Origin of the sequence: Citrobacter sp. Cy070 (assembly GCF_030332245.1) — a bacterium.
Classification (GTDB): domain Bacteria; phylum Pseudomonadota; class Gammaproteobacteria; order Enterobacterales; family Enterobacteriaceae; genus Citrobacter; species Citrobacter youngae.
The window spans coordinates 13,730-27,404 of sequence record NZ_JAOWIG010000009.1 but is presented as its reverse complement, the minus strand read 5'-3'; the positions used below and the strand labels follow the sequence as shown (position 1 = coordinate 27,404).

Annotated in this window: 10 protein-coding genes; 3 read left to right on the top strand and 7 right to left on the bottom strand. The window is 53.3% G+C overall.

Going from position 1 to position 13,675, the window contains the following annotated elements; translation table 11 throughout:
• Positions 1 to 108: 108 nt before the first annotated feature.
• Together OGY19_RS00660 and greB are read right to left on the bottom strand one after the other, a co-directional pair.
• Positions 109 to 2,442 (bottom strand): Tex family protein, encoded by a 2,334-nt coding sequence (locus OGY19_RS00660; RefSeq protein ID WP_061068735.1) that lies wholly within the window; start codon positions 2,440 to 2,442, stop codon positions 109 to 111.
• Between the two features lie 98 nt (positions 2,443 to 2,540).
• The gene (greB, locus tag OGY19_RS00655) at positions 2,541 to 3,014 is read right to left on the bottom strand and encodes a transcription elongation factor GreB (protein WP_003023524.1); all 474 of its coding nucleotides are present in this window, start codon (positions 3,012 to 3,014) and stop codon (positions 2,541 to 2,543) included.
• A 225-nt stretch (positions 3,015 to 3,239) separates the two neighbouring features.
• On the opposite strand from greB, the gene ompR reads away from it, so the two are divergent.
• On the top strand, positions 3,240 to 3,959 hold the full coding sequence (gene ompR, locus OGY19_RS00650) for an osmolarity response regulator transcription factor OmpR (RefSeq protein WP_001157751.1): 720 nt from the start codon (positions 3,240 to 3,242) through the stop codon (positions 3,957 to 3,959).
• A complete protein-coding gene (gene envZ, locus OGY19_RS00645; RefSeq protein ID WP_048213556.1) occupies positions 3,956 to 5,308 on the top strand; it encodes a two-component system sensor histidine kinase EnvZ in 1,353 nt (450 codons plus the stop codon). Before ompR ends, envZ begins: the two co-directional genes overlap by 4 nt.
• A gap of 111 nt (positions 5,309 to 5,419) precedes the next feature.
• On the opposite strand, the gene pckA is transcribed toward envZ, so the two are convergent.
• The gene (pckA, locus tag OGY19_RS00640) at positions 5,420 to 7,042 is read right to left on the bottom strand and encodes a phosphoenolpyruvate carboxykinase (ATP) (protein ID WP_048213555.1); all 1,623 of its coding nucleotides are present in this window, start codon (positions 7,040 to 7,042) and stop codon (positions 5,420 to 5,422) included.
• Positions 7,043 to 7,420: 378 nt separating this feature from the next.
• Here pckA and OGY19_RS00635 point away from each other — a divergent pair, with 378 nt between their 5' ends.
• Positions 7,421 to 9,139 carry a DUF4153 domain-containing protein gene (locus OGY19_RS00635; protein WP_115601365.1) on the top strand — a complete coding sequence of 573 codons (1,719 nt, stop codon included), beginning with the start codon at positions 7,421 to 7,423 and terminating at the stop codon, positions 9,137 to 9,139.
• 94 nt (positions 9,140 to 9,233) lie between these two features.
• Here the strand turns inward: OGY19_RS00635 and hslO are convergent, their stop codons facing one another.
• From hslO to igaA, 4 genes are all read right to left on the bottom strand, one after another.
• Positions 9,234 to 10,112 (bottom strand): Hsp33 family molecular chaperone HslO, encoded by an 879-nt coding sequence (gene hslO / locus OGY19_RS00630; RefSeq protein ID WP_005121631.1) that lies wholly within the window; start codon positions 10,110 to 10,112, stop codon positions 9,234 to 9,236.
• Between the two features lie 24 nt (positions 10,113 to 10,136).
• On the bottom strand, positions 10,137 to 10,538 hold the full coding sequence (gene hslR, locus OGY19_RS00625) for a ribosome-associated heat shock protein Hsp15 (RefSeq protein ID WP_048213553.1): 402 nt from the start codon (positions 10,536 to 10,538) through the stop codon (positions 10,137 to 10,139).
• Between the two features lie 10 nt (positions 10,539 to 10,548).
• Positions 10,549 to 11,217 carry a GMP/IMP nucleotidase gene (gene yrfG / locus OGY19_RS00620; RefSeq protein WP_048213552.1) on the bottom strand — a complete coding sequence of 223 codons (669 nt, stop codon included), beginning with the start codon at positions 11,215 to 11,217 and terminating at the stop codon, positions 10,549 to 10,551.
• A gap of 62 nt (positions 11,218 to 11,279) precedes the next feature.
• Complete coding sequence (gene igaA, locus OGY19_RS00615) at positions 11,280 to 13,415, bottom strand: intracellular growth attenuator protein IgaA (RefSeq protein ID WP_286596184.1); 2,136 nt, start codon at positions 13,413 to 13,415, stop codon at positions 11,280 to 11,282.
• Between the last annotated feature and the right edge of the window lie 260 nt (positions 13,416 to 13,675).

Here is a 13,675-nt window from a genome sequence, read left to right as displayed (position 1 = left end):
AAGGTTTTATTTGTTAATGAGGTGATAAATATAAGGGGCGGAGAGAAGATAATATATTAAATATGCCGGACAGGGTGTTTACACCGCCATCCGGCACATGATCCAAACTTAGCGTTTTTTACCCATTGCCGCCGCCAGCGCATCCATCATGGCGCTGTTGCCCGCATGCTGAGTGTCACGACCGCGAGGTTTCGCGGCTTTAGGGGCCGGGCGATTGCCCTGAGCGCGATCGTTGTTCCCGCCGCCGCGACGCGCATTGGTTTCACCCGGCTGCTCGTCCAGGCGCATGGTCAGCGCGATACGCTTGCGTTGCAGGTCAACTTCCAGCACTTTCACCTTCACGATGTCGCCCGCTTTCACCACGGTGTGTGGATCGTCGACGAACTTATTCGACAATGAAGAGATATGCACCAGTCCATCCTGATGAACGCCGATATCCACAAACGCGCCGAAGTTGGTGACGTTGGTGACCGCCCCTTCCAGAATCATTCCTGGCAGCAGGTCGTTCATGGTTTCTACACCATCGGCAAACTGTGCGGTTTTAAATTCAGGACGCGGGTCGCGGCCCGGTTTTTCCAGCTCTTTGATGATGTCGGTGACAGTCGGTACCCCGAAACGTTCATCGGTGAAATCGGCAGCTTTCAGATTACGCAGTTCGTCGCTGTTGCCCATCAGGTCACGCAGCGATTGCTCGGTGGCGGCCAGAATGCGTTCCACGATCGGGTAGGCTTCCGGGTGAACGGTGGAGGCATCCAGTGGGTTATCGCCATGGTTGATGCGCAGGAAGCCCGCGCACTGTTCAAAGGCTTTTGGCCCCAGACGGCTGACTTTCAGCAGTTGCTGACGGTTCTGGAACTGACCGTTCTCATCGCGCCAGGCGACGATGTTTTGCGCCATCATGCGCGTCAGGCCGGCCACGCGGGTCAACAGCGGAACGGAGGCAGTATTGAGATCGACGCCGACGGCGTTTACGCAGTCTTCCACCACCGCATCCAGCTTACGCGCCAGCTGCGTCTGGCTAACGTCGTGCTGATACTGGCCCACGCCGATCGATTTCGGATCGATTTTCACCAGCTCAGCCAGCGGGTCCTGCAGACGACGGGCGATAGACACCGCGCCACGCAATGAAACGTCGAGATCCGGGAATTCCTGCGCCGCCAGCTCGGAAGCAGAGTAAACTGATGCCCCGGCTTCGCTGACGATCACTTTCTGTGCGGTGACTTTCGGGAACTGTTTCTGCACGTCGAGGAAGAAACGTTCGGTTTCACGCGACGCCGTACCATTACCAATCGCCACCAGTTCAACGTTGTATTTTTCACACAGCGCCGCTACAGCAACGGCGGCTTTGGCGGCCTGACCGGTGTGTGGATAAATGGTGTCGGTCGCGACCAGCTTGCCGGTGCCGTCAACAACCGCCACCTTCACGCCGGTACGCAGACCGGGATCGAGGCCCATAGTGGCGCGCAGCCCCGCAGGCGCGGCCATCAGCAGATCGTGCAGGTTACGGGCGAAGACGTTAATCGCTTCATCTTCGGCACGTTCACGCACGGTGCCCATCAGCTCGGTTTCGAGGTGCATCAGCACCTTAATTCGCCATGTCCAGCTGACCACGCCTTTACGCCAACTGTCGGCAGGGGCGTTGTTCAGGCGCAGTCCCAGGTGGTTCTGGATAATCTGTTCGCCGTGGCTCTCTTTTGGCGGCTCATCGAATTGCGGATCGGCATTCAGCGAAAGCTGAAGCACGCCTTCGTTACGGCCACGGAACATGGCCAGCGCACGGTGAGACGGCACGGTAGAGATCGGTTCGTGGTGATCGAAGTAGTCGCGGAACTTTGCGCCTTCCTCTTCTTTACCGCTTACCACGGTGGAGACCAGGTGGGCGTTTTTCCACAGGTAATCACGGACTTTCGCCAGCAGGGCGGCGTCTTCTGCGAAGCGCTCCATCAGAATGTAGCGTGCGCCGTCGAGTGCGGCTTTGGTATCCGCCACGCCGTTGTCGGCGTTGAGGTATTTAGCGGCTTCCGTTTCCGGGTCGTGAGACGGTTCGTTCCACAGCAGGTCTGCCAGCGGCTCAAGGCCTGCTTCAATGGCGATCTGCCCACGGGTACGGCGCTTAGGTTTGTACGGCAGATAGAGATCTTCGAGTTCGGTCTTACTTAACGTGCCGTTGATCGCTTTCGCCAGGTCGTCGGTCAGTTTGCCTTGCTCGCCGATAGATTTCAGGATTGCCTGACGGCGGTCTTCCAGTTCACGCAGATATCCCAGACGGGTTTCCAGATTACGCAGTTGCGTATCATCCAGACCGCCGGTGATTTCCTTACGATAACGTGCGATAAACGGCACGGTGTTCCCTTCGTCAAGCAAGCGAACGGCAGCTTCTACCTGTTCAGCACGAGCCTGAATTTCACCTGCGATAATGCGGCAGAAAGAATCATTCATCATGGATAGCTTCGTCTATAGGATAAAAAATCAGGGGATAGTTATACGGATTGACTGGCAAAAATGCCAGTCATCTACGGGGGCTTCGGATTGTTCCGGTCTCACTTAACGTATTCAATCTCATTCACGTACCAGCTGGCTTCCCCGCCAGGGGTGTTCACCACGGCGAGATCGCCGACCTCTTTTTTCAGCAGCGCCCGCGCCATCGGCGAATCGATAGAGATGTAATCTTTACGGCCGAAGATCTCATCGTAGCCGACAATGCGGAATTTGCGGATGTCGCCATCGTCATTTTCAATCTCAACCCATGCGCCAAAGAAGACTTTGCCTTCCTGCTGCGGGGAGTAATCGACGATTTTCAGATTCTCCATGCACTTGGTCAAATAACGGACGCGGCGGTCGATCTCGCGCAGGCGCTTTTTATTATACTGGTAGTCAGCATTTTCGCTGCGGTCGCCCAGACTTGCGGCCCAGGTAACCTTCTTGGTGACTTCCGGGCGCTCTTCACGCCAGAGGTAATTGAGCTCTTGTTTGAGTTTTTCATACCCTTCACGGGTTATCAGGGGCGTTTTCATCTTATTGTTTTGCCTTCGACTCTGTGATGATGCGCACAATTAGTATTACATGAGCATATCAACAGAATAAATAATGTATTGCGAGAAACATTGTATACTTAAGCTGCTGTTTAATATGCTTTGTAACAATTTAGCCTGGAATTCATACCAGAATTCGCTGGTGACTCACGCTAGCTTTCTTAAGAATATACACTTAATTGTTGCGAACCTTTGGGAGTAATAACAATGCAAGAGAACTATAAGATTCTGGTGGTCGATGACGACATGCGCTTGCGTGCGCTTCTGGAACGTTATCTGACCGAGCAGGGCTTCCAGGTTCGAAGCGTCGCAAACGCTGAGCAGATGGATCGTCTGCTGACCCGTGAGTCTTTCCACCTGATGGTGCTCGATTTAATGCTGCCGGGAGAAGATGGCCTGTCTATTTGCCGCCGCCTGCGCAGCCAAAGCAACCCGATGCCGATCATTATGGTCACGGCGAAGGGCGAAGAAGTGGACCGTATTGTTGGACTGGAAATCGGCGCTGACGATTACATTCCGAAACCGTTTAACCCGCGTGAACTGCTGGCGCGTATCCGCGCTGTACTGCGTCGTCAGGCAAACGAACTGCCGGGCGCGCCTTCCCAGGAAGAAGCGGTCATTGCGTTTGGTAAGTTCAAACTGAACCTCGGTACGCGTGAAATGTTCCGCGAAGATGAGCCTATGCCGCTCACCAGCGGTGAATTTGCGGTGCTGAAAGCGTTGGTAAGCCACCCACGTGAACCGCTGTCCCGCGACAAGTTGATGAACCTCGCCCGTGGTCGTGAATATTCTGCGATGGAACGTTCTATCGACGTCCAGATTTCCCGTCTGCGTCGTATGGTGGAAGAAGACCCGGCGCACCCTCGTTATATTCAGACCGTATGGGGTCTGGGCTACGTCTTTGTTCCGGACGGTTCTAAAGCATGAGGCGAATGCGCTTCTCGCCACGAAGTTCGTTTGCTCGCACGTTATTGCTTATCGTCACCTTGCTGTTTGCAAGCCTGGTGACGACCTACCTTGTGGTGCTGAACTTCGCGATTCTGCCGAGCCTCCAGCAGTTTAATAAGGTCCTGGCCTACGAAGTCCGTATGCTGATGACTGATAAACTGCAACTGGAGGACGGTACGCAACTGGTAGTGCCACCTGCATTTCGTCGGGAAATTTACCGTGAGCTCGGTATTTCCCTCTATTCCAACGAGGCCGCTGAAGAAGCCGGTCTGCGTTGGGCGCAACACTATGAATTCTTAAGCCACCAGATGGCGCAGCAGCTGGGCGGCCCGACGGAAGTCCGCGTTGAGGTGAACAAGAGCTCGCCGGTCGTGTGGCTGAAAACCTGGCTGTCGCCCAACATCTGGGTACGCGTGCCGCTTACGGAAATCCATCAGGGTGATTTCTCACCGCTGTTCCGCTATACGCTGGCGATTATGCTGCTGGCTATCGGTGGCGCGTGGCTGTTTATCCGTATTCAGAACCGACCGTTGGTGGATCTTGAACATGCGGCGTTACAGGTGGGGAAAGGCATTATTCCACCGCCGCTGCGCGAGTATGGTGCCTCTGAGGTACGCTCTGTTACCCGAGCCTTCAACCATATGGCCGCCGGCGTAAAACAGCTGGCCGATGACCGTACGCTGTTAATGGCGGGCGTGAGCCATGATTTACGCACCCCGCTGACGCGTATCCGTCTGGCGACGGAAATGATGGGCGAAGAAGACGGATACCTCGCGGAGTCCATCAATAAGGACATTGAAGAGTGTAATGCCATTATCGAACAGTTCATCGATTATCTGCGGACGGGTCAGGAGATGCCGATGGAGATGGCCGATCTGAACTCGGTATTAGGTGAAGTGATCGCGGCAGAAAGTGGTTACGAGCGTGAAATTGATACTGCATTACGCCCAGGCGTCATTCAGGTGAAGATGCACCCACTGTCTATCAAGCGCGCGGTTGCTAATATGGTGGTTAACGCTGCTCGCTACGGTAATGGCTGGATTAAGGTCAGTAGCGGTATGGAAGCGCATCGCGCCTGGTTCCAGGTCGAAGATGACGGGCCGGGTATCAAACCGGAACAGCGTCAACACCTGTTCCAGCCGTTTGTGCGCGGTGACAGCGCGCGTAGCACCAGCGGCACGGGCCTGGGACTGGCGATTGTACAGCGTATTATTGATAACCATAACGGTATGCTGGAAATTGGCACCAGTGAGCGAGGCGGGCTGTCGATACGCGCCTGGCTTCCGGTTCCATTCACGCGCACGCAGGGGACAACGAAAGACGCGTAGAAAAAAGGGAGGCTAAATGCCTCCCTTTTTATTTCGCTAACCGACTGATGTCGCTGCGCTTATCAGTTGCAGTAGGCCGGATAAGGCAAAGCCGCCATCCGGCACTTTTCGTTACAGCTTCGGTCCGGCGCTAACCAGCGCTTCGCCCGCAGGGGTGTCGGTGTACTTCTCGAAGTTCTCGATAAACAGTTTCGCCAGTGCGTTGGCTTTTTCTTGCCACTGCTCCGGGGATGCGTAGGTATTACGCGGATCGAGAATACGCGTATCCACACCCGGCAGCTCGGTTGGGATTGCCAGGTCAAACATCGGCAGACGGAACGTTTCCGCGTTATCCAGAGATCCGTTCAGGATGGCGTCGATAATCGCACGGGTATCTTTGATTGAGATACGCTTGCCGGTGCCGTTCCAGCCGGTATTCACCAGATAAGCCTGTGCACCAGCCGCCTGCATGCGTTTCACCAGTACTTCTGCGTACTGCGTTGGGTGCAGCGACAGGAATGCCGCGCCGAAACAGGCAGAGAAGGTTGGCGTAGGCTCAGTGACGCCACGCTCGGTGCCAGCCAGTTTGGCGGTAAAGCCAGACAGGAAGTGGTACTGGGTTTGGTCCGCCGTCAGGCGAGAAACCGGTGGCAGTACGCCAAATGCGTCGGCGGTCAGGAAGATGACTTTGGTTGCATGACCCGCTTTTGACACCGGCTTAACGATATTGTCGATGTGATAAATCGGGTAGGACACACGGGTGTTCTCGGTTTTGGAACCATCATCGAAGTCGATAGAACCATCTTCGCGCACGGTGACGTTTTCCAGCAGGGCATCACGGCGGATTGCGTTGTAGATTTCCGGCTCAGCATCTTTAGACAGTTTGATGGTCTTCGCGTAGCAACCGCCTTCGAAGTTAAATACGCCGTCGTCATCCCAGCCGTGTTCGTCATCGCCAATCAGGCGGCGTTTCGGGTCGGTGGACAGCGTGGTTTTACCGGTACCGGACAGGCCAAAGAAGACCGCCACATCCCCTTTTTCACCGACGTTTGCCGAGCAGTGCATGGATGCAATGCCTTTCAGCGGCAGCAGGTAATTCATGACGGAGAACATACCTTTCTTCATCTCGCCGCCGTACCAGGTGCCACCAATTAACTGAATGCGTTCAGTCAGGTTAAACGCCACGAAGTTTTCGGAGTTCAGACCTTGTTCTTTCCACTGTGGGTTAGTGCATTTTGCACCGTTCATCACGATGAAATCAGGTTTGAAATCAACCAGTTCTTCGTCGCTCGGGCGGATGAACATATTTTTGACAAAATGTGCCTGCCAGGCGACTTCGGTAATGAAGCGCACGGAAAGACGGGTATCCGCATTAGCACCGCAGAAAGCATCAATGATAAACAGACGTTTGCCGGAGAGTTGATGGGTGACTAACCCTTTCAAATGCTGCCAGGTTTCCTGGGAAAGCGGTTTGTTGTCGTTCTTACCTTTACCTTTGTCGGACCACCAGAGTGTATCTCGTGTGGTGTCGTCACGGACAATGTACTTATCCTTTGGCGAACGTCCGGTAAAGATACCGGTATCAACTGCAACGGCGCCCAGATTCGTTAACACGCCACGCTCATAACCTTCCAGGTTTGGATCAAGTTCTTCCTGATAAAGCGTGTCGTAGTCTGGATTGTAAACGATATCCTGAACGTCATTGATACCATAAGCCTTGAGATCTTGCGGGGTTAAACTGTTGTTCACACGCATTTCACTGCTCCTTAGCCAATATGTATTACCTGGAATAGTAAGGTTTTTTAGGGATTGCTAACCGCGACAAGGCTCATAGATTTACGCATCCGGTGATTCCACGAATAACCGAATACGCTGCGACTCCTGTCACAAAGAGGCGGATATTATGGCAGGAAACCCTTTTTTGTTGTGGAAAATGTTCTTAAAACGTTAATAGAGAGTGTTTTTGGCGGGAATCTTGTGAGTGTAATCGCATTCATGTAAGAAAAAAACGTAACTCAAACATAAACAATATCGATTCACCTCGCGCAGTTGGGCTCCGAAATGGACCGACAAATACTCATATTTGTGAAGTTGATGCGATAATTAGATTTTCTCTTCTTTCTGGAAAACGACATGGACAGTGTTGAGCTTTCACCAACGACCCGCTGGGGCATGATCTTTATCGGACTGCTACAAGGGTGTGTGTGCTACCTGCTGATGGCGTATCTTGCGCCGCAGAACAGTGACTGGCTGTTCTACGGGATGCCCGTAACGATTGCGCTCTCCTCTGCGCTTTTGCTGACTGTCGTCTCATTTAAGCAACGTGCTCTATGGTGCTGGATGGCGTTGATCTGTGTGGTTGTGCTGGCGATGAGTGTGTGGCTGAAATGGAGTGTGGCAGACAGTGACAGATGGCGGCAGGATGACATTTTTTTTGCCTACGGCTGGCGCTTACTGTTGATGGCGATGCTGGCTTTGCCGTGGATTCAATATCAACTTCATGCCCGTCGTGAACAGGCTCGCTATCCGCAGTTTTATACCTACCTGTGGCTTAACTCGCTGACGCTGCTGATCGCTTTTGTGGCCAACGGCCTGTTCTGGCTGGTGCTCCTGCTGTGGAGTGAAATGTTTCAACTGGTCGGAATCACCTTCTTCAACACGCTTTTCTTTGAGACTGACTGGTTTGTTTATTTGGCTTTAGGTCTGATCACCGCACTGGCAGTAGTGCTGGCACGTACGCAGTCGCGTCTGGTTGCTGCGGTGCAAAAGTTGCTGACGTTCCTTGCCACAGGTTTACTCCCGCTGGTTGCACTGTTAGCGCTGATGTTTATGCTGATCCTGCCTTTTAGCGGACTGGACGCTATCTCACAGCGCGTGTCAGCGGCTGGCCTGATGTCCACGTTGACGCTGATCTTCCTGTTGCTGATGGCCATTGTGCGCGAGCCGCACAAAGAGGCGTTACCTTATCCTGGCGCATTACGTTACTTGATTAACGCTTCACTGGTTGTTGCTCCTCTCTATATGCTGATTGCCGGTTGGGCCATGTGGCTGAGAATTCATCAGTATGGCTGGACGCCTGAGCGTTTGTATGGCGCATTGGTGGTCTTTGTATTACTGGTGTGGTCCCTCGGTTATCTGATCAGTATTTTGCGCGCTGGAGGCAACCCGCTCGATATTCAGGGAAAGGTCATTCTTGGCGTTTCGCTCCTGACATTGGGCCTGTTGATTCTGCTGACGTCGCCGGTCATTGATGTCTGGCGTATTAGCGTCAACAGCCATATGGGGCGCTACTACAGCGGGAAAATTACGGCTGACCAGGTCAGTCTGTATATGCTGGATCACAGCGGAAAACCCGGTCGCGCCGCACTGGAAGCATTGCAAAAAGACGATGTATTCAACAAAGACAGCAAGCGCAGGCGTGATTTAAATGCCATCCTGCGGGGGCATCGCGATCCGGTAAATGAGCTGACGGCAACGCAGTTAGCGCCGAAGGTGATGATTGCACCGGGAAGCAAGAAGCCCGATGACGCGTTTTGGTCGTTTTTAAAGGGGCAGCGCTACCGGATCGCCTCCTGTATTGAGCAGGATGCGTGTGTGTTGGTGGATCAGGATCTCAACGCGGATGGGCAGCCCGAGCAAGTATTGTATGCTTTTGGCGATGGGGAGAGCTTGGTCTTTGGCGTTAAGGAAAACAAATGGGTGTTGATCGCGACAGCCCGGCTACCGGAGGGATTCAATAAGGATCAACTGCTGCAGGCGCTGGCGAATCATCAACTGGATTCGGCTTCAAGAGTCTGGCGGGATATCACCATTAATGGCAAACGACTGCCGATGACTTATTACAATGAGTGAATCTGTTGCCGGATGGCGGCGCGAGCGCCTCATCCGGCCGACAAAAGTTTTACCGTAGGCCCGATAAGCGTTGCGCCACCGGGCAAAACGGGGATTAATGCACCTGTGGATCGGCAGGGGAGGCGTTGCTGCGGATCTCTGCAATATCCATGGCGTTAAACAGATAGTGGCTACCGCAATAATCGCAGTGCATATCGATTTCACCTTCTTCTGCCAGAATGCTGTCAACTTCTTCATCCGGCAGCGTTTTCAGAGCGCCCGCGCAGCGTTCGCGTGAACAGGTGCATTTGAACTCAACATCCTGAGGATCGTAGAGGGTGACTTCTTCTTCGTGGTACAAACGCCACAGAACTTCGTTGGCTGGCAGCGTCAGCAACTCTTCGGCTTTGATGGTTTCTGTCAGTGCGGCAAGGTGATCGAAATCATCTGCCTGTGCGTTTTGCGCTGGCATGACCTGCAACAGCATACCGCCAGCAGCAGGTTTACCGTCGACGTCGCCAGTGCGGATAAACAGACGCGTCGGCAGCTGTTCTGAACGCATGAAGTAATCTTCCAGGCAGGCCGCCAGCGTGTCACCTTCCAGACCGACCACGCCCTGATAGCGTTCGCCTTCTTCCGGTGTAATAGTGATCACCAGATAGCCGTTGCCAACCAGTGTTTTCAGATCGGCATCTTCAGGGATATCGCCTTGTATACGAGCCACGCCGCGCATCTGCTGGTTGTTGTTGCCGTTAATGACCGCCAGGCTCAACGGACCGTCGCCCTGCAGTTGTACGGTGATATCACCGGCAAACTTCAGCGTCGCGGTCAGCAGGCTGGTGGCAACCAGCAGCTCCGCCAGCACGGTTTTGACCGGCTGTGGGTAAGTATGATTTTCGAGGATCTGTTGCAGGGTTTGCGAAACGGTTACCAGTTCGCCGCGCACGGCAAAGTTTTCAAACAGATAACGATGTAATTGGTCATGTTGCGGCATAATCATCTCTCTTGCAGGTGACAGTCACTCGCTGTCGCCGTGTTTAAATCGTAACAGGTCGCGGCGCTCTTTTTTGTCCGGTCGCCTGTCCGGGTGCGGCATGGTTAACGCGTTAAGTTTACGCGCCAGCGCCATTTTTTCGCGTTTTTCCACGCTTTCCGCGGTTTCTTCATACAGCATAACGGCTTCAGTTGCCGGGCGACGCTGCTCGCTAATGGCTTTAATAATGACCGTTCGTTCGTCATTTCCCTGGCGCAGGGTGAGGGTGGCATTTAGCTCGACAATCTTACTCGGCTTGCTGCGCTGCCCGTTGTAATGCACCTTACCGCCTTCAACCATTTCGCGGGCGACTGCGCGCGTTTTATAAAAGCGTGCTGCCCACAGCCATTTATCCAGCCTGACTTCGACAGGGGGCTTCTCTTTCATGGCGTCTCCTTCACATCAGTGAGGGGATCAGTCGGCGGTAGTCATTTAGTGACGGATGGCGTGCGTACTGTTTTTCCGCTGTACCTGAGTCGGGATTGGTTACGCCGAGGCAGTAACGAATGCCGAATTGAGCAGCGGCGTCGAGAATTGGTTCGCTGTCGTCAATAAACAACGTCTTCTCTGCACTCATTCCCGTTTCTTCAGCGACAGCGTGCCATAACCGCTGATCCTCTTTGGGATAACCAAATGTGTGGGTGGAAAGTAATAAATCAAGGTGTGAGGCCAGACCGGTATGCTGAAGCTTCACCGCCAGGTTATGCGGATGCGCATTGGTGAGCAAAATACGACGTTTGCCGCTCGCTTTTAGGGCATCAAGGAACGGTACCGTATCTTCACGCAGTACGGCTCGTGGTCCCTGTGCGGTTGTCATGGCGCATATATCCAGACCCAGGCGTTCGCTCCAGTAATCCAGGCAGTACCAGTTTAGCGTATGCTGTACGGCATGATACTGCTGACGAATAAATTCCTGGGCTTCCTGGGGAGAGATACCCTGCTGCGCGCCGTAGGTTTCCGGCACCAGTTTTTGCCAGAAATAGTTATCGAATGCCAGATCGAGCAGCGTACCGTCCATATCCAGCAGAACGGTGTCGACGTCCTGCCAGGCAATATCTATGTGCATGGAAACTCCCCAGAGGAAAATAAGATGCGCGACAGGGTAGCATATTCCGTCGCGCGGGCGTGTTATCGAATCAGGCTTTCTGGGTCTTCAAGCAGCGTTGGATTCAGGCAACTCTCGTAATATTCCTGAATTTCCGCGATGCGCGAACGATGACGCTGGTAGCGTCTGAATGCCTGAACGCTGTTGTAGATAGCGCATCCCAGCATGGAGAGCATCAGCAGCGTGGTGCCAAGGTAACGCCATAAACCTGAACGATCCGGGATCCGGTGCAGGCCAATGTGCTGGGTACCGTTGGCGTCGGTCGAGATGTTGGTGACAATCCCTTCAGCGCGAAATGGCGTTTGCATCAACATCTGGGCAAGGCGCTGGAAAGCGTTCCATTGCTCTTGTGGCGGATAGTCGTACAACGAGGTCGCCGGCCAGGGCTGATCAACCAGGTCGCTGCCTTCGTCACTGATAATCAGGAAACCACCGGGGGCAGGGCTATTCAGTGCCTGAGCCGCCCGGGCGGTCTCGCGTGAAATGAACGGTGCCGTAGAGGTATTCACCAAGTTATCCAGTGATTCGGCGCTTACCGGGCGCAACAGCACATTCACACCATCCAGTTTCCCGGCGTTTGCTCGCTTAACCAGAGCGTTCCAGTCCTTACTGTTACCCAGGTTAACCAGGGCATTTTTCAGGCGTACGCATTCATCTTCGGCGGCACACAAATCGGCGGTTTTCAGGACAATATCGCCAAAATCATCCAGCAATACCATGCCGGACTTCTGAATGGCTGAGCGTAATGATGAGCTGACGCGAGAGTCATCGTCGGGTTTGGGATGCAGTTGGCGGCTAACGCTTTGGGTCAGTGCGGTCGCCTTATTGACCAGGTCGGACTCAGGCAGCGGCAGGGCGCGCGCGTCATTCCAGATAATCTGCGAACAATCAAATGGCATAAAAGGTGTCGCGGGTTGTGCGTTCCAGCTCCCCTGAGTGTGGATGTTACACATCCCTGTGCCACTCAGATGCAGCGTGTCGCCCACGCGAACGCCTGCCTTTTCCAGTTGCTTTACGCTGGTGGCCTCAACAGTTTGCGCCCCTTTCATCCAGGAAAGCGTAAGTTTAATTGGCATATCCAACGGGACCCAAAACAGCAGCATTAGCAATACCAGCAACGAACCGCCGGCAATGACGGCGCTGCGTAGCCAGTGTTGCAACGGGAAGTTTTTCACCTCGTCATGCAAAGATAAAAAACGCCCCTGGCGGACAACATGGCGATCCAGATAGATATCAATATCCGTTTGCTGGCCAAGGTCCTGTGCAATGTAAGGTTGCCAGTGTGGTGGATAAATCAGGTCAATAATACCCAGGGAGATATTATTAATTTGCTCCTGATCGTTTTCACCAAACAGCCCCCAGCGACGTGGAGTGCCACGCAGACAGTGGATTTCTCGTAGAGCCGTTTTAGACGGTGGTGCAAACAGGCCCCACAGACCCGCAGCCAGCAGCAACACCGCGCCACCGGCGGTCCACGGTACGAACGTGTCTGGCATGATTAAACAGAAAAAGAACAGCAGGAATGAGGCAGCAATCAGTAACGCTTCGCGCAATCCCGACGGGCGGCTGAGAGCATATTCTTCATGCGTTTCCTGACGAATATTCAGCAGTTCAATCTGCTCGCTTTCTTCACCACGAATAGATGCCTGAGTAGACGCGGTGTGCTGTAGGGTGTAGCCGCGCGCTTCCTGCATATACTCTTTCAACGTATGACCGTTCAACGAGATAACCAGCGGCAGCGTATTGGTGTGGATCAGCTCAACGCTGTTTTCGTCATTGATGTATTGTTCCCAGAAGGGAGGCAAATGCACTTCGACGGAGTCGAGATAATAGCGCCATTTATTCGGATCGTCGGTGGTGATGCCATAGCGCGTAATTGAATGCGTCAGTACGATGACGCTATTACTTTGGGCATTCAGGGTTAACGATACCGGTGCCGAGCTGGCACCTGTTGGGCCAGGTACCTGCTGAATTTGACTGAGGTTTTCGAGATAGTTTTCGACTGCGCCACGTTCTTCGGGTGTTAGTTTACGCTTAGAGGCGTCAGAGAAGACGTTGCTCAACGGTAATTTTTGTTGTCTGAATTTTGATCTGAATCGCCACCCTGCAAGCAATGAGCAGGCCAGCAAAGCAGCTAAAAAAATCAGAATGGTGCTCATGCTTTCCCCATCTTACTTAGTCTGTCAGGCGTGGTCAGTCGCACCCTGTTCAATATTCGTGATTCTGTGGTTGGCTATCGGCAAGTGTGGAGTTGAACTTGAGCATCTTTAAGTACAGCCCAATAAATGCGAATAATAGCAAAATCACCAAAAACGGAATATCAGCAAATTCCTGGAGTTATTTCAACCTATTGACTTTTAATTTGAAATAGGGATTAACTTTTAGTACGTTACATAAATGTAAATAAACGGCAATTCAC